The organism is Bacillus sp. Root131 (assembly GCF_001429475.1).
Classification (GTDB): Bacteria; Bacillota; Bacilli; order Bacillales; family Bacillaceae_G; genus Bacillus_A; species Bacillus_A thuringiensis_S.
The window spans coordinates 83,667-100,478 of the sequence record NZ_LMJQ01000041.1 but is presented as its reverse complement, the minus strand read 5'-3'; the positions used below and the strand labels follow the sequence as shown (position 1 = coordinate 100,478).

The following is a 16,812-nucleotide window of genomic DNA, read 5'->3' as shown; positions in this document are numbered from 1 at the left end:
TAAGAAGGAGAAAATAACATAACAAACACATAAGAGGATACATATCGTATGATGAACGCTACATTATATATATAAGCTGTTGCTATATATCTCTCAACCTTCTAAGCTACTATCTCTCGACTGGATAACGATGGTTTTATTTTAGTCTATTGTCTATCTCTACTAAAGTCTCAGTAATGTTATCGTAAATACGAACCGAAGCCATGTGGTCATACGGTGTATCGCTTTTAGTGATAATCATCACAGGAGCCTTACCAGGATAAACACTTTCCACAAGTGAATTAAACGGAAACACCTGTAGTGATGTTCCAAGTACAATCACTAAGTCAGTCTTTTTCATTTGTTCATTTGCTTGATGCCATGCGAGCGGAGGAAGTGTTTCGCCAAACAATACAACTTCTGGACGAACAACCCCTGTACATTCCCACTCTAAACCACAATTATCCTTATCTTCTTTTGTATACATCGAGTTGTCGTATTCCTTTGAACAAGTATCACAAACAAGATTCCGAAGGTGGCCATGCATTTCAATTACATTTTTACTACCTGCATCTTTATGGTAGCTGTCAATGTTCTGAGTAATAACAGACTTAACCTTCCCCTGCTCTTCCCATTTTGCTAGTATTTCATGTGCTTTATTGGGTTTGCAATTAGAAATATCATTCATACGATCTGCAAAGAATTTGACGAACTCAGGTTTGCCAACAGCTGAGAAATGAGATATTTCTTCTGGTTTCTTTCCATCCCATAACCCACCATTAGACCTATAATCAGGAAGGCCGCTATCCGTTGAGATACCAGCCCCTGTTAATACGACAATATGATTCGACTTCTTAATAAGTTCTGCTGCTCTATCTAACACGATAACAACCTGCCTTTTATTAATTAGCTACTTTAAGTAACTGCTCTTTCCAAGAGTTTGTAGTAACACCTGTTGAAGAAACACCAATAGCATCTTCAATTTTCATTAAACTGATTTCTGAACCAAATTCAAAACCAGCTGATTTTGGATGACCACCACCACCAGGAGCGATAGCTTCAGCGATATCTCCAAGATGGATATTGTCATGAATTGTACGCAAGCTAGCCTTACCGATATTTAAATCAAGAATAGCAATAAATAAAAGATGCGGATTTTCTTGGCTTAAAACATTTCCTAATGTTGAATGATATTGGTCACCGAATACTACGCCAACTTCCATGTTTTCACCATTTACGTTCCATGTACGAACACTCATTGTCTTAGAACGAGATTCAATATACTTCGCCTCTTTTTTGTTTTCAACATCAACAAAGAGTTTTTCGGTTTCGTTAAATGTGTATTTAACCGCCTCTGGATCATTTACATGTTCAGCAATTTTTGCAAATTGCATATGCATGAATTTACTTGGACCAAATGTATAAAGAAGAGAGTTTAACTCTTTTGCTTCTACATTGCCATTAGTATTCCAATCCCATGTATCATAAGCACGAACTTGTTCAACAAAGCTTGCGAAATATGGGGATTCCACAACATCAGTACTGAATAGTTCATTATCTTTTAAATAGATATAAAGTAGTTCAGTTCCACAAGTTTTTCGTCCATTAAATTCACTCTCAATAAAAGCCCACTCAGGATACTTTTTGCTAATCCAGTTAGCTTTCTCATGGTGGTCAAGAAGAACAATAGCAAGACCACGTTCAAATAAATTGTTTAAGCGGTCTACTAGTTCTTCTGATTTTGGAGTGATATCTGTAATTAAGATTGCATGCCCATCTAGAGCTTTAGCTTCCTCAAAGAAAGCAACCAGGTCTTCTAGCTTTTTCTCGAAGTTAGAATACCCACAATGGATAAACTCGGCTGTGTTTAGCTTAGAGACCTTTGATACGACTTGTGGAGCGTATCCATCCATATCATTATGTGACAAATGATGAACCACTTTATCGGTTAATGATGGTAAGTTAGCAAACATCCTCATACCTCCCGTGTAATTACGCTTCTGCGCGTTTATTCTTTTTGATAGCATGTACAACAAATGTCATACCAAAAGTAATGATTAATACTCCAAAGAACATCCAATGTGGAATATGGATTTCTTGCATTTGGTAAGCACTGTCAGTGAATGAAACAACAAAGTTAACCATGTAATGAACAGTACCTAATAACATCTTCACACCGATAATTGCAATAAGAACGAATGCTGTGTGTTCCATTTCTGGTACACGGTTGATTAACTTAATGAATACTCCTGCAACCGAACGCATCATAATGATTCCAAGAACTCCACCTAAAGCTAATACCCAAAACTTGTCGCTTAATGCTAATGCTGCTGTAATGCTGTCAATTGAGAATGCTAAATCCATAAATTCGATTGATACAACGATTGCCCAAAACTGTGATAAACGAACACCGAACTTACCTAAGATCTTGTGGAAAATTGTATTTTCATATTTATCTACATTCATTTCTTCTTCGCCTTGAGACTTGAAGTGGCTGATAGCTAAGTGTAATAAGTAAGCTGCACCTAAAACTTTAATAATCCAGAACTTAAGAATAATTGTTCCTAATAAAATAAAGATGGCACGAAATGCAACTGCCCCGACCATACCGTAGTACAATGCCTTCTTCTGCTTTACAGGGTCTTTGATTTTGCTTGCCATCATAGATAATACAAGTGCGTTATCTGCACTTAATAACCCTTCCATAAGTACCAAAATAAAAACGATATATAAATTTTCCAATTTAATTCCCTCTTCCAATGTTGTTTTTATGTAATAAATTAACGACGGTTCATAATTGCACGTTTAATATCTTCACCTGCGTAATCCCAAATGAAACATCCTGCAACTGCACCTAATAAGAAAATGAATAAACTCATTTTTTGTTTCCTCCTAAGAGTAGAATTGTAATAATAAATCCAAAAATGCCAAATAAAATATGCTGCCCAAAGGACAACATCATTGCACCGACCTTAGTGTAAGGGTGGAATAACAACTCCACCCTTACTAGGACTTTGCAAATAAAGAACATGACAACTTCTACCACTAATAGTAGAGTCATAAATTTAAAGTTATCTGCGATCTTCTTTGCTTTTTCTCTCATTCAATTAACCTACTTGTAATCCGTACTCAACGATAAATGCTTCAACGCCTTTATTGTAGCCTTTACCTTCAGCACCAAATCTCCAGTCACCATCTTTTAGGTAAAGCTTGAACAGAAGAATTGCTGTTTCAGTTGAGTAGTTTTCTTCTAAATCGTACTCGTACATTGGCTCGTTAGTTTCGTCATTAACAAGAACTACTTTCGCGTTACGAACGTCACCGAAGCGTACACCATCATTTGTGCTAGCAATGAAATGCATCTCAGTGATATGAGCTGGAACACGTGTGAAGTCAACAGAGATTACTTCATCAGCACCGTCTTTGCTTCCTGACATTTCATCACCACTATGAACGATTGCTCCACTTGGGTGGATAGCTAAGTTGTTTCCATTGTCGTCATAACCGAATGCCACAATGAAGTCACGATCTTCACGACATTTACCATTAGATTGAAGAGCTACTGCAAAGATATCTAAATCGTGTTTACCACCTGTATCGAATCGGTTTTCATCCCAAGAGATCTCAGCACGAAGTTTCTTCAGTCCCGGTTGTTCCTTACGTAAATTGATTCGTTGTCCGCCTACTACTTTTTGTAAATTAACTGCCATGATTAATTTCCTCCTGTTGTATGTTAGTTTTTTTGTTTGAGTTTGTTTTGATTAACCAATAATTGCTCTTTCAATTACATCAATAGAACCAGATTGAACACCTTGTCCTAAAGCTTTGAACTTCCAATCACCGCTATGCTTGTAAAGCTTACCAAGAACTACTCCACGCATTCCCTTGAATTCATCTAATTCGTAGCGTACTAACTCGTCGTTGTTTTCAGAATTCAAAAGACGTACATATGAACCTCTTAATCGTCGGTCATTAAAATCGTTAGCTCCTGAGAAGATGTTTGCAATAACATAAATCTCTTTAACAGCCGGATTAAGCTTTTGAAGATCTACATAGATTTCCTCATTATCTACTTCACCGAACTGATTGTTACCGCTGCGGTCATCACCTGCATGATAAACACCTTGAGCACTACGCATTGCATAGTAAACACGGTCTACCTTACGACCATTTCCATCTAGTAAAATAACTGCAGAGTCAACATCGACTGCTCCACCTGACATAAATGACTCACTAGAACTAGAACGACGACCGCCACCGAAGATTGCAGATAAAAGACTTACTTTTTCCTTTTTCTCTTCTTTCTTCTCAGTTAGTGCTCCCCATCGTAAACCTAACGTTACTTTACGTAGACCTGAATTTTCTTTTGCTAATACAACTGTTTGACCAGCTTTAATAAGATTGATAGCCATATCTATTCCCCCTAATTACTTCTTTTTAATGAATCTGTTGCGATATTCAATAGCAAACATAGGAACGATGAAAATCGCCATAACCATAAAAACAATATCTATCCAAATGTTTGTATGTGGCCCCATGATTACACGGCGAGCAGAATCAAAAAATATATACAACCAGCCCACGATGACAAAAACATTCATTACTTTAACGAACGTAATATTTTTAAAGAAATTCATGCGAATCTTCCTTTCTTTAATTCTCTGTATCTCTTTCGATAATCATCAAGTTCTTTTCGAGTAGTACTTAACTGTTTTCTTAATGAAGATACAATTGCAGGACTTGCGCTTTGGAAAAGCTTGTCCGACTCTCTTGATAATGATCGAATCAATGAATCTTTTAATACTTTCTCTTCCACTAATAGCTTTTGCTTTTTGGCTTTCTTAACACACATTCCGTTAACATAAACACCTACATGAGATGGGATTTCATCTTTAACCTTCTCAAATAATTCTTTAGGCATTACAAAGTAATTAAAATGTCCGCAAAAAGTTTTCTTTGCTTTACTTCTAAAATCAGCAAGTGAAACTTTAATTTCATAGCATCGCCAAATACCCTTAGTGTCGTAAGTCATATAATCGACTCGTTCATTTCCATTAAATCCAATAGTGACTTCAAAACAACCAAAGACACCCATCTTTTTTGTAGCAAAGTATATCTGTCTTTCTAATTGAGTTGTTAATGCTGTTTTAGCTATTTAGATCAACCCCTAATGTATTTCCATTAACAATAAACAAGTCTGCTATTTCAAGTAGGATAATTCATGTCTAAGCAGCTGAGCAGTTGTTTGGATTGTTGCGACGGAATTCTTCATGTTCCCTATTTCTTTCCTCGCTCTTCTTTCTAAGATTTTCTTTTTCTTCTTCCAGAGCAGCTTCTGTTTTTTGAGCCATTTCATCACTTAATGCTTTGAATAGAAGGTATCCGGCCTTCATATGTAAGTCCCAGTACTGACCAAGTACAGATCTATCTTCTTGAGATACTCGTTTACTAACAGTATCTTCTATAGTGAGCTTTCCATCTTTTTTGTATATAAAAAGCTCATACATAGGTGATTTATTGTCATTTGCAAAAGCTCTGCCAAGAAACACTACATCGCTATGATAAGATAGTGCAGTTTCAACTTCTGAATAAGAAAACTCTCTTGTTTTACTCTTTCGTTTCCTTACCACTCGTTGCGAATTTAAACTTACTAAATCTGTTTTTAGGCTGTCTAATTGTAAAGTTAAACTTGTTACTTTTTGATTTAATTTGGATACTTCTTTATCTTTTTCTTTTAACTGGTTTTTGTATTTGTCAGCAACTTGTTTCAGTGCATCTATTTCGCCTTTTGGATTGTACTCCATTTGCTCAAGACTTTCCCAACAAAAACTACTCTCATCAATTTCAATTGACATGATAGATGAATACTTCTTGCTTGAGTTGTATACTGGTTTCCATTTATTAATGAAGTACAGTTCTAATACACTCATATCTGACTCACTATCTAATTCGATACATTCTACTAAAGATACTTGCTCATAACATTCCTCCGGCAAATGACCGTTCTTTCCGAAATGTTGTCGCATCCTATTTTTTATGTTGTTGGTTTTGCCGACGTATATGATTTGGTTCTCAACGTCAAGAAACCTATAAACGTAAAAATCCATCAGTAAAACCTCTTTCTATGTTGCTAATAAATAAAGACCGAATCCTAGTCAGGAATTCAGTCTTTAAAATAGAACCATTTGTTTTCAATTTGTCAATAGGTCAAAAATTAAGCTGCTTGAAGTCGCGCACGAATTTCGCTTAATGATTCATCACGCATAAGCTTTCCATCGACAAATACATCTTGTAATAAATCTACATCTTTAAGCGCATTTGCTTGTTCTTTATTTAAACCATCCATGCCAATGATGCCAAAGTCATCATCTTCTGTTACTACTACGCGGCCACGTTGAGATTTCTTAGTTCCATCATCTGTTTTTGGATCCTTGAACAATAAACGTTCTTCTCCATTTACTACAGCATATGTAGCTTTCATAGCAAACCCTAGAGAATCGCGAGTCTGATATTGGAAAGTATAAGATCCCACGCCGAAAACAACGTTTGTTGAAGCAAAGCCTTTTTCTTCTAACTTCTCAACAATAGCTTTTGCACGCTCAAGAGTAATAGAGTCACCATAGATTGCACCAATATGAGTATCTAATAGTTTATAACCCTTCTCAGTAATTGTTCCACCAAAGATATCCCATAAAGCCTCAATTAGTCCTTTACGTTCAAGTTCTGTTTTTGCTTCTGGGTTACCAGTAAGAATAAGAACAGGGTCTCCACTATCAGGACGAATAACCATACGACCATCACGTTCCATGATTTCCTTCTTAAGACGAGGAAGAATTTCTCCTACTACTGCCCAGAAATCATACGTGTCTGAAACTACACTGAAGAAGCCTTTAGGATATACCTCAGTTATAAGACGCTTGTACATTTCGAATTCATCACGGCTATCTGCATCTGTGTTTGCTGACATAACTGAATGTTCAGTAGCTGGTATTGATGTTCCTACTAATTCCTTTTCAATGTTCGCATTGTAATAATGCTCAAGATAAGCAATAGCTGGAACCGTATCTGTTCCTACGAATGATAATAAGTGTCCTGCTCCACTCGCCATAGCAGACTCTAAGCTGCTCATTCCGCGCATAGAGAAATCGTGTGCTTGAAACGGTACATCGTTTGCATGACCTACTGTTTTCATAGCCATATCAATTAGTAACTTTCGGTACTGATAAGAAACAGTTGCACTTGTCATTGGTAACCAAATTTCATTCGACATGATTGTTTCAAGATAATTAGTAATCCAGAAAGTAGATACAAGATCTGGTCGTGTGTTCTCAACAGTTAAAACTGGCACCTTAATTGGAGCTAGAGTTCCTTCTGGTAGTGCTTTTACTTGTAACGGCATATAGCCTAACTTGTGAAGTTCAATGATGTGTGCAGCTTTTGGCTCTTCAATAAATAAAGTGTGTTTCATGTAACGAACATATTCTGCTACTACATCTTCAAGTGGTCGGCTAAAGAAATGCTCATCGAAGTAATCGACTAGATATTTCTTAACAAAAGATTGAATACCGAACACTACTACTTTGTCTGCATATGGCATGTAGCGATTGCTACGTGGAGTAAACGTAGAGTAAATTACTTCCGTACCTTCTGGGTATTGATCAATATGAGACGTTTTGTAATAGTCACAAAGTAACATTGGTAGACAAACCGGTTTCGCTTTAAATGATGTTAAATGTTTATCGTAAGTCATAATAAAATCCTCCTGGTGTAAGTTATTTAAGCAGCTTCTACTGCTCCCTCTTGTCGTTCTTCTTCATCTGAATCTAACCACTTACAGGCTTCTTCCACATTTTCAAATTCTTTTATACGGTTGTTTTTAATGTCATCAGAAGCTTCTTTTTCTCCTTCATCTTCATCTTCTTCTTCTCCGCTCCACATTGGGTAGATAATTTCTACCTTCTCGTGAGTTGATTCATCAATGATTGAATCGGAAGTGTAAACCTTTGTGATTAATTCTGATTCAGGAATCTTTCCTTTAAAGATGTTGTCTTCACAATGAGTAACAGCAAGGAAGATATCTCCTGCTCCTAGTTCTTTTAAAGCTTCCGCGCTCATCATGAACGTTCCACCAAACGAACTTAGGTCATCAAGAATTACAACTTTGTGACCTGGTTTGATGTCACCAATAATTTTTATGCTTTCGATTTTCCCTGTTTCAACGTTACGTTTCTTAAGCCCTACTAATTCATTAGTAATGCCTAGATTACTATAACGTTTTTGAGCACCAGCATCCGGGAATAGTACATAATCTTTTTCTTTATCAAACTTAATTTCTTCTGAAACAAGTCCAAATAAATGAGGACCATCTTCAACCGGAATACAGTTATTTAATAAAGCAACAGCGACGTCTGAATGAGATTCGTGGACGTAGATTTGACTAAAATTAAGTGAATTAATAAAGTCGCATACATATTTCAAGGTAAAAACATCGCTGCCCATACGTCGATCCATACGGCTATATGGCATATAGGTAATATCTAAAATCGTACCTTTGCTTGAAGACTCATCTAAGAATCGTTTAAGTATCATCAATTTAAAGAAGTCATCATCTGATTCATATTTGAACATGATGTAATTCTCAGTGAAAAAAGATAAGGCTTTTGTAATTTGTTCCCCATCTAATTTCGTTTCCTTATTCGGGAACTTCTTAAATTCAATTAATTGACCATTGAGTTTAATCATTGTTTTTCTCCTTTGTATAAAGCCCAGCTAAATAGCCAGGCCTCCCTTTTTGTTTTATGCAAAGTGCTTCTTGATTACTTCTTGTGCAAATGAACCATCGACTTTACCTTTGTTATCCTTCATAAGGATTCCAGTCACTTTACCAATGTGGCCACCTTTTTGAACACCTTTAGATGTTAGGAAAGAAACGATTTCTTCTTCCGTCATCATCTTTGGTAAGTAAGTTTCGATAATAACAATCTTTGCTTTTTCTGATTCAACAATATCCTCACGGTTTGCTTTCACAGCTTCAGCAAGAGCTTGTTTTGTTTGTTTAAGTTCACGTTGAACTACTGCTACTTCTTCTGCTTCAGTAAGTGGAGCACGCTTTTCTTTCTCTGCAGCAGCTAAACCTGCGCGAATTAAAGTGATGATGTTTTTCTTCATCACATATTTGTTTCGCATTGCATCTTTTAATTCATCCATTAAACGCTTATTTAAAGTTGTCATTGTATTTCCTCCTAGTTTTTATTAATAGCCTTGGGTTACATAATCTAAGTTAACCTCGGCTGTAAAGTCATCAAGTGTTTTGATACGCACTTCTGGTCCATTGAATCCATAAGAATCTTCCCAGTAATGTGCATATGTATCTCCTCGGTGTATTAACACTACTCGTCCCTTGGCAAAGGTTCCATTTTTCTTTCTTGGAATCTTGTCAAAGAAATCTTTCCAATCCCAAGGCATATATCTTAGGATGGCACGGAAACGATCTTCATCTTCTTGTCGTTCCTCTGCAGTCCATTTTTGATTAGTCCAAGGATCTTTGCTTACACAGTTAATCCCATATTCATCGTCATCAGGGTCTACATTGAATAATGGAGTTAACCTTTCAGTTAGGCGGTCGATATTACCATACAGGGTAAACTCACGCCCTTTTTCATCCTGCTCTCTATACAAAATGTTTTCCATAGTTACTCACTACTCCCTATTTCATTTTTCTCCCCAAAAGCTAACGGAAGAAGGAACATGATAATCGCTGCAGTAATACGAATAAATACATCGTAAGTGTCTATCTCTTCTAATTTGTAGGAATAGGCAGTAGCAATCACTCCGCCTATCGCCCATCCGAAAAAGAAATACCTCAATGTCCATAAAGGCTTCTTACAGCAATCAAGAGTTTCTCTTACTTCCCTTTTAATTGATTCAATTAATTTCTTCATGTCTTGATTCTTCCTCTCTATCCATTCACCATCTGAGCATAACGTTGAGCCCCTGCTTCGGGAACTTCCCTTGAGTAAGCCATTTCAGGTATGAATTCGAAGAACAGTCTCCCTTTGAAACTACTAAACTTATTTTTACCAATATGAACTTCATAAACTGGTTGTTTATTAGGGTTGTCGGGCCTCATCCAATGAACCGTTGATTGTTGACCGCGAAGGGAAACCTCGTTGTAGCAAAGCATTACAGCTTTTGCTTCATATAGAATCTTTACTGAATCACGTAAGTCATCAGGCGTTGGTCTTCTGTTACCATTTAGCTTTCTAAACTCTGCTGTACATACAATAGGACAGTCATATTTAGTAGCAATCTTCGTTAGTAAATCGGCAATATGGTCATATTTTTCTCCACCAGATTTAGCACGAAGTTTTTCATCACCAATCGTAATATCATGGAAGTTATCTATGAAGACAACTAATTGGTAGGTCGGATCTACTTTCTGTAGCTCGACATGATACGCTTCCATTGTTTCCTGAATGTATTCAATATCAGAGCCATTGTTTACGTCTTGCATGTTAATATAATCTGCAGACTGTTTTAAGGCGATTACACCTTGAGCACGTTTTGTCATGTAGGTAGCATTGTCTTGATACTTTTTAGGGAATCGAACAACGTTAATTGGAATACGTTGATCAATAGCAACTAAACGAGGTAATAACTCATTGTTGTTATCATCTAAAGAGAAATATAAGACGAACGCTTTTCTTGGTCTTTCTTTCGTGACTACTTGGTTTGACTGTGAAATCTGCCATGCTAATTGAAGCATGAATGATGATTTACCAATGTTGGATTGACCACCTATTAAATGAACTCCGGTATTCAATCCTTCAAAGGCTTTATTTAAACTATCAAATCCCCAGTCTAATCCACCCATCTCACCACGATTCCAGGAGTATTCCTCTACTGCATCAATCGTATTAAGCATCTTAGTTCGGAAGAACGGAACTACATCGCCCGCTACTTCTCGAACAAGATCTGGTGTGATTTCATTTGGATTCATTTCAAAACCTGGTGGGGTTGCTACTGTATTAAAAGGAACAACATTTTCTTTCGGCTTGTCTGCTTCTCCTGTATCTTCTGCTGTTGGCCAAAATAGTTCTTGTCCCGAAGTAGAAAACGGACTTGAAGCAACTTCTGGGTTTTCTGTTATTGGTTGGGCAAACATTGATTACAACTCCTTAGTCATGATGGTTAATTACTCTTGTAGAATTTACAGTCTTCTCTGCATGTAGCAGGACAAGACGCATAGGTTTTAATCGTGTTACAACCATAAACATAATGACCTTTGAAATTGGATCGAAACAGTGTTTGCAGTTCTCTTTCTGGCAAGCTGCCATTATTCCATTCGATTAACATATCCCACGCTTCTTGTTCGGAACGTCCTCTTTGTCTCCAAAATGCAACAAGCATACATGCTATGTGGTTTCTAGCACCTTTAACAGGACCGTTATCAATCATCTCTTCATAACAAGGCGGATCAAAATCGATTGTTTGTGCTTCACCCGATTTGCTAAATGTTTTCTTAAATCGCTGAACAAACTTGTGCTCAACTTCTTTAAAGTAACGAGCAGCCTCTTGAATAACTCTTGGCTTGTCGTACTTAATCCAAGAACCATAGTTTGGATTTTTACTTATTTGCTGAATATTTACTTCAGATAGAGCCAACAAATTCTTTAATTCCATTGGTACTTTATAAGAACCAGTAGAAGGATGCTGACTTCCTCTTAACCTAAACAAACGACGACGCTCATACACTTTCATATCCAGTGTTTGATTTGGTGCAAATGGCATTAATTCTTCTGCCATAATTCGATACATACGGTCTAAATGAGGATGCCATTCAACACCAAAACACTGGTATGGCACAGTAACATGAATCCCCTTCTTGCCGCTAAAGAAAACCTTAATCATATTTGCAGGGATTCTATAGTTAGGACTAATCGTAAGATGTTGAATGATACGAAGTGCATCTTCTTGTGCTTTCTTAATATCATCTTCATCATCAAAGTCTAAATAAAAATCTCCTCGCAAATCAGCCGTATAAGGATCGCTAGTGCTATATTGAAAAGCTGTTGCATACAAGCCCCATCCAGGATTCTTTTGTATATAATCAAAACAATGCTGATGGAAGTTCATCCAGTTCACTTCACGATACTCGTTACGGATAAACATATTGCCTTCCTTTGTTGGCTTATTACGACCAAATTCCACATAGAATGGTTTTGGTTGTACCATTGATTCAGGCATAGTCGGTGTCTTAACCTCTGCCGCTGCAGGGTGGTTAGCTAATTGCCCTTGGTAGAACACGGTCTAAACCCTCCTCATAACAAGTATTTTTTCTAGCTTCATGCACTAATAACGCTTCTGCTTCAAAGTGTTGAATATCAAGCGGAGATTTAGGCATTGGTTTTCCGTTATCTAAAGAACATGTAAATGCTTCATCTATTAAATAGAAGATAAAATCTACATCCCAAAAACGGAGCATATGATCAAAAGCACCTATGTCCCTTGACAATGTAGCTTCTGGAGTTGGTGCATTCGTTTTTGAATAAAAATATTCAACAAGATCTTTTTTCGTAATCTTATCTACTATCTCTAAATAAAACGGTTCATCATCATAAGAAGCTTCAATTGTTCCATCATCCGAAATCTTTAACATCGGAGGAGGTGGAGTTAATTGTAGTCTTGGGTGGAAATAAAATTGCCCCGGCACTAATAAGTTGTCAGGGTCCCTATATGGTTTCCTTACATATTGGATATTGTGAGCATCCAAGATACTATTTGGTTTATAGAAAAGACCTTTTTGAGGATTATCCTTTTCCTTATCAAATAGTTCATGGAATTGTTTAGCTGTAACAGATCCCCCTGCTAAGATTTCTCCAATATCATTAATAACTTCTTTTTTATAATTAGAGTCACAGTTGATTTTTCCGTGAGCATCTTTTTCAAACTCTTTAATTTCATCCATAAACCTTGAGGCAAGGACAATCATTTGATTATTCAAGTTGGTCTCCCCTTTCGTTTCTCTCACAGGAGCGTTTGTAACATAACCCCTTTTAGAAGAAAGTCAAGATAATAAAAAACAAGCGGACAATTACCCGCTTGCTGTTTCGTAAATATAGAATTATTCAGACTCAACTTCTTCTTGAATCTTTTCTTCCAATACTATCTCCTCTACCTTTTCTTCTGCTGGTTCTTTAACAACTGGTACTAAGGCAGTATTCGTTAAGATAGCTTTATACATTTCTAATTCTTCTTCATCGATATTGCGAAGTAAGTAATCAAAAACATATTCCTCTAGCTTTTTACCTTCTAACTTATCAGCAGCTTTAACAAAGCCAACATAATTGCTTAAACGTTTTTGACTATCGTTCTTAGCAACTGCTGCAGATAAAGTTAACTTAGGAAGATACAATGTTTTATTCTTTAAAAGAACTAACAATTTATCCGCAATCTCGTTGTCTTGGTTTGTTCCAAGAACAGTCGCTTTTGCTTTTTTTGTAGTCGCACTAGCTAAGTTTTTGAATAGCTCAATCGCTTCATCAATCTTCTTCATGTAATCCATTTTTAGCACCACCTTTCCGCAATAACTCATTACAACCTTTCCACAATTAAAAAATCAATCCTAATCATGAACAACAGTTAGGAATTGCCTAAACAAGAGTTTGACAATACCTACCACTAAAGGTTGTTGTATATCTGTAAGAGAGGTGACAAAAAAGTGACGAACCGAAGAAGAAAATACGAATTCGCGGAAAAGTGGGTAGAATGCCTTAACTGTTCCCAAGAATACGTGATTGAGTATGTAATTGACGAGCGAGATACAAAAGGTTGCCCGGTCTGCGGATCTCATGCTTATGAAGATCCCGCAAATGAATATAGCGATTGGGGCGATTAAACAATGATCGACTACATTGAAAACGACAACTCAGATAAGCCACCAGTTAATGTATATATCGGAGAAGAAGAATGGGCTAACTATTCTTTTCAAAACAAAGTTCGATTACTATATCGACTAAGAAACTCCGACAATGTACTAGCTAAAGAATTGGTAAAATCTATTTCATTACTAGTAGAAGAAGAACAAAAGATGAGAGAGATTGATTACGAAGCAACACTAAAACAATGTGAGGATGTGAGTGAATGGCCGGAATAAAAAACATGTACCAGCTTTACGGTGCAACCCCATTCGACACGATTAAAGGCGATACAATTATAGACCGCCACATGCAATCACAACTTCGTCAATATACCCCATACTGTAAGTTCTGCGGACGAGAAATTATTAACTCTAAACAGGACGAGCATATGCACAACGTAGACCCTGAGTGGGAAATACATTATCAAATGCATTACCGCTGCTATAGGGAAAACGTGAGATAAAGAAGGAGTTAGATAACATGACAAAAATCGAATTAAGTATGGATGATATTTATACGTTTATGCAGTGTCCATTGAAGTACAAGCTGACTAAGATTCATGAGATACCTTCTGAAGACGACTATAAAAGTGCAGTACTTTACTCAAAGGGCATTCATCAAACTATTTCCTACTTTTATTATGAAGTAATGCAAGGTAGACTCCCTACTCTCCGACAAATGAGAGATAAGTGGGCTAACTATTATTACTCCATTTTCGAAGAGGATAAACGTACAAAGGATAACTTCCTACTTGCACGAACAGGAACAGATCAACAACGAACGCAACAGATTTTAAACCGGGGCATGGAAGCTATCTACGCTTTCTATGCAGAGAACAAAGATAATCCCGGCACACCTATTGCCGTCAATTACCCTTTCCGTATTGCTGTTCAAGACGACCTAATCCTTACAGGCGAATTTGAACTGATTCGAGAGTACACCGATTCAAACAATAAGCGCATGATTGAGATTGTTGATTTCAAAACAAGCAATAACAAGACTGACGCTTCCTCTGGATTTTTCCTCAGACATGACCTACGAGCAACCGCTATGTTTTATGCCTTCCAGGAACTATTCCAATCTACACCAGACCGATTTGTATTTGATTACATCGGTACAGATAAACAGTTGTCTTTATACAGAGATGAGAATGAAATTAAGCGCCTTAAAAGCGTACTAAAAGGAGTCCGTAACGGAATAAAGCAGGAGGATTTTTATCCGAGACAAAGCTTCATGTGCAAATCTTGCCCAATGATGAACTACTGCGACAGATTACAATTTTAACTCCAGATAAGGAGGTAGTCGCTGTATGACACCAGATGAAATCGGTATTGTTGAAAAAATATTTACTAGCATCACTGAAGGTGATAAACCATTCATGGTTCTCTTTGCAATCATCATGCTCTTTGTTATCTTCATGTCCGTTAAGGTTATGGGATATGTTCGTAGCGTTAGTGATAGTCACAAAGAACAAATCACTGCTATGAACGACAACATGAAAGAGCAACGTGAAGACCACTATAAAATGATTGCTGAAGATCGTCTTCGTTCTGATAATCGCGAAAGAGAATTATTCGTAAACTTAGAGAAGAATACTCAGCAACTTGAGGGCATTGCAACAACACTTAAAGAAGTGCAATTCAATTTTACTAGTCTAGAAAACAAAGTTACACAAAACTTTGATTATCTTGAGAAAGAAATTGAAAGTGTTAAAGAAACAGTTAGTAAAAAATAAAACCACGAGATTATCTCGTGGTTTTTCTTATGTCTAAATTACCCTATTCTTACTTTAATAACTGAGGATACTTCTTCTTTCCATCCGATCCATTCTTCATTCTGCTCTCCGAATTTATCACCTAATGGTTTATATCCTTTTTCGAATGCATGTTTTAGCAACTTTAAATCTTCAATCGAGAACGTATTAGGATCTTCAAACCATAATACATTACATCCTCTCAAGTTCAATTTCCGACACCTCAATTTATACTTCCTTTTTGAAAAAGAAATCTTCTATTAATCGATAAGCAATAACAGTAGCAACAACAATCAAAATAGTTTTCATGAACTAAACCTCCCTATATTTCAAATGTTTTAATACCAAAGGATTTATGTTCGTCTATATTCCCTTCTGGCACTACATTCTTTTTAGGATAGTTAGAGTAATGATCTGGGTATCCAATTGCATTCATATGGAATTGAACTCCCGCTTTTTCAAACTCATCTTGAATATGGTCATGTCCACAAATCCAATGCTCTGCATTAATAAAAGGAACATCCGTCATATAACAAGTATTTGGTTCATACGGCGTAAAAGGATTATGTACTGGCGGAACATGAGAAACAAATACATCAACATGTGTATCTTCTAACGTGTCATACCAATCCATAGACTCTTTATGTAGTTTTCTTGGCACATCACTACCCGCATATCCATTGATTGATATATAACTAGAATCATTGGATACATTGCGAAGGAACTCCCAATCAGCTTGTGATTTAGGAAGGTACCACAACACATCTCCTGCGAATACTTTCCCTTTGTATGTATCTACATTTTTAACAAGAGGAACTACATTAGGAATTTCAGAAGCCTTTTCTATCAGTTCATTAATTCGACCTATAGAATCTTTATACTTCTTCTTTTGGCTTCCTGAAATAAGGTACATATCATGGTTTCCAACTGTAAAATATACTCTTTCATAATGCTTTGCTGCTTCATCTAATATCCATAAGGATTGTTGATTCCATTCACTAAAGTCACCAGGTAATATCAGAACTTCTCCATTACCATTTTCTATTAGCTTTCTTGTTAATTCTCTTGTTCTGCTTTCCCACTTCATTTGATTATTTGTCCAAAGCATCCAGTGGTTGGCGTGTAAATCTGAAGCATAATCAATTTTCATATGTGTCACTC

General features: G+C 36.6%; 23 protein-coding genes. 3 read left to right on the top strand and 20 right to left on the bottom strand.

Going from position 1 to position 16,812, the window contains the following annotated elements; genetic code table 11:
- Positions 1-136: 136 nt before the first annotated feature.
- The 18 genes from ASE54_RS28950 to ASE54_RS28865 form a co-directional block, all read right to left on the bottom strand.
- Positions 137-862 carry an NAD-dependent protein deacylase gene (locus ASE54_RS28950; RefSeq protein WP_000886924.1) on the bottom strand — a complete coding sequence of 242 codons (726 nt, stop codon included), beginning with the start codon at positions 860-862 and terminating at the stop codon, positions 137-139.
- Between the two features lie 19 nt (positions 863-881).
- Positions 882-1,952, bottom strand: coding sequence for a phosphoesterase (locus ASE54_RS28945; RefSeq protein WP_003310334.1), 1,071 nt, complete (start codon positions 1,950-1,952; stop codon positions 882-884).
- Between the two features lie 19 nt (positions 1,953-1,971).
- Complete coding sequence (locus ASE54_RS28940; protein ID WP_000429546.1) at positions 1,972-2,721, bottom strand: hypothetical protein; 750 nt, start codon at positions 2,719-2,721, stop codon at positions 1,972-1,974.
- Positions 2,722-2,854: 133 nt separating this feature from the next.
- Entirely contained in the window at positions 2,855-3,082 is a 228-nt protein-coding gene (locus tag ASE54_RS28935; RefSeq protein WP_001207091.1) for a hypothetical protein, read from the bottom strand.
- A gap of 4 nt (positions 3,083-3,086) precedes the next feature.
- On the bottom strand, positions 3,087-3,689 hold the full coding sequence (locus ASE54_RS28930) for a TerD family protein (RefSeq protein ID WP_000290289.1): 603 nt from the start codon (positions 3,687-3,689) through the stop codon (positions 3,087-3,089).
- Positions 3,690-3,740: 51 nt separating this feature from the next.
- Positions 3,741-4,391 (bottom strand): TerD family protein, encoded by a 651-nt coding sequence (locus tag ASE54_RS28925; RefSeq protein WP_000996769.1) that lies wholly within the window; start codon positions 4,389-4,391, stop codon positions 3,741-3,743.
- A 15-nt stretch (positions 4,392-4,406) separates the two neighbouring features.
- On the bottom strand, positions 4,407-4,616 hold the full coding sequence (locus ASE54_RS28920) for a hypothetical protein (RefSeq protein WP_001008937.1): 210 nt from the start codon (positions 4,614-4,616) through the stop codon (positions 4,407-4,409).
- Positions 4,613-5,011 (bottom strand): hypothetical protein, encoded by a 399-nt coding sequence (locus ASE54_RS28915; protein WP_000220526.1) that lies wholly within the window; start codon positions 5,009-5,011, stop codon positions 4,613-4,615. Before ASE54_RS28915 ends, ASE54_RS28920 begins: the two co-directional genes overlap by 4 nt.
- A gap of 193 nt (positions 5,012-5,204) precedes the next feature.
- Complete coding sequence (locus tag ASE54_RS28910; protein WP_014895378.1) at positions 5,205-6,086, bottom strand: nucleotide excision repair endonuclease; 882 nt, start codon at positions 6,084-6,086, stop codon at positions 5,205-5,207.
- A gap of 107 nt (positions 6,087-6,193) precedes the next feature.
- Complete coding sequence (locus tag ASE54_RS28905; RefSeq protein ID WP_000220506.1) at positions 6,194-7,729, bottom strand: nicotinate phosphoribosyltransferase; 1,536 nt, start codon at positions 7,727-7,729, stop codon at positions 6,194-6,196.
- Positions 7,730-7,755: 26 nt separating this feature from the next.
- Positions 7,756-8,721, bottom strand: coding sequence for a ribose-phosphate pyrophosphokinase (locus ASE54_RS28900; protein WP_000593824.1), 966 nt, complete (start codon positions 8,719-8,721; stop codon positions 7,756-7,758).
- A 54-nt stretch (positions 8,722-8,775) separates the two neighbouring features.
- Positions 8,776-9,210: a GatB/YqeY domain-containing protein gene (locus tag ASE54_RS28895; RefSeq protein ID WP_000209660.1), complete on the bottom strand. Its 435-nt coding sequence runs from the start codon at positions 9,208-9,210 to the stop codon at positions 8,776-8,778.
- Between the two features lie 21 nt (positions 9,211-9,231).
- The gene (locus tag ASE54_RS28890; protein WP_000427813.1) at positions 9,232-9,669 is read right to left on the bottom strand and encodes a hypothetical protein; all 438 of its coding nucleotides are present in this window, start codon (positions 9,667-9,669) and stop codon (positions 9,232-9,234) included.
- 2 nt (positions 9,670-9,671) lie between these two features.
- The gene (locus ASE54_RS28885) at positions 9,672-9,920 is read right to left on the bottom strand and encodes a hypothetical protein (RefSeq protein ID WP_000733263.1); all 249 of its coding nucleotides are present in this window, start codon (positions 9,918-9,920) and stop codon (positions 9,672-9,674) included.
- Positions 9,921-9,937: 17 nt separating this feature from the next.
- A complete protein-coding gene (locus tag ASE54_RS28880) occupies positions 9,938-11,143 on the bottom strand; it encodes a DnaB-like helicase C-terminal domain-containing protein (RefSeq protein WP_003310329.1) in 1,206 nt (401 codons plus the stop codon).
- 26 nt (positions 11,144-11,169) lie between these two features.
- Positions 11,170-12,285: a hypothetical protein gene (locus tag ASE54_RS28875; protein ID WP_000499887.1), complete on the bottom strand. Its 1,116-nt coding sequence runs from the start codon at positions 12,283-12,285 to the stop codon at positions 11,170-11,172.
- Positions 12,260-12,982 carry a hypothetical protein gene (locus tag ASE54_RS28870; RefSeq protein ID WP_001064689.1) on the bottom strand — a complete coding sequence of 241 codons (723 nt, stop codon included), beginning with the start codon at positions 12,980-12,982 and terminating at the stop codon, positions 12,260-12,262. The genes ASE54_RS28875 and ASE54_RS28870 overlap by 26 nt, the downstream gene beginning before the upstream one ends.
- Before the next feature lie 120 nt (positions 12,983-13,102).
- On the bottom strand, positions 13,103-13,543 hold the full coding sequence (locus ASE54_RS28865; protein ID WP_000386129.1) for a hypothetical protein: 441 nt from the start codon (positions 13,541-13,543) through the stop codon (positions 13,103-13,105).
- 336 nt (positions 13,544-13,879) lie between these two features.
- On the opposite strand from ASE54_RS28865, the gene ASE54_RS28860 reads away from it, so the two are divergent.
- From ASE54_RS28860 to ASE54_RS28850, 3 genes are all read left to right on the top strand, one after another.
- Positions 13,880-14,134, top strand: coding sequence for a hypothetical protein (locus tag ASE54_RS28860; protein WP_000568325.1), 255 nt, complete (start codon positions 13,880-13,882; stop codon positions 14,132-14,134).
- A gap of 244 nt (positions 14,135-14,378) precedes the next feature.
- Entirely contained in the window at positions 14,379-15,182 is an 804-nt protein-coding gene (locus ASE54_RS28855) for a PD-(D/E)XK nuclease family protein (RefSeq protein ID WP_000161131.1), read from the top strand.
- A 25-nt stretch (positions 15,183-15,207) separates the two neighbouring features.
- A complete protein-coding gene (locus tag ASE54_RS28850) occupies positions 15,208-15,633 on the top strand; it encodes a hypothetical protein (protein ID WP_000186693.1) in 426 nt (141 codons plus the stop codon).
- Positions 15,634-15,671: 38 nt separating this feature from the next.
- Here the strand turns inward: ASE54_RS28850 and ASE54_RS28845 are convergent, their stop codons facing one another.
- Together ASE54_RS28845 and ASE54_RS28840 are read right to left on the bottom strand one after the other, a co-directional pair.
- Positions 15,672-15,863: a hypothetical protein gene (locus ASE54_RS28845; protein WP_001053438.1), complete on the bottom strand. Its 192-nt coding sequence runs from the start codon at positions 15,861-15,863 to the stop codon at positions 15,672-15,674.
- Positions 15,864-15,973: 110 nt separating this feature from the next.
- The gene (locus ASE54_RS28840; RefSeq protein WP_000687311.1) at positions 15,974-16,801 is read right to left on the bottom strand and encodes a metallophosphoesterase; all 828 of its coding nucleotides are present in this window, start codon (positions 16,799-16,801) and stop codon (positions 15,974-15,976) included.
- Between the last annotated feature and the right edge of the window lie 11 nt (positions 16,802-16,812).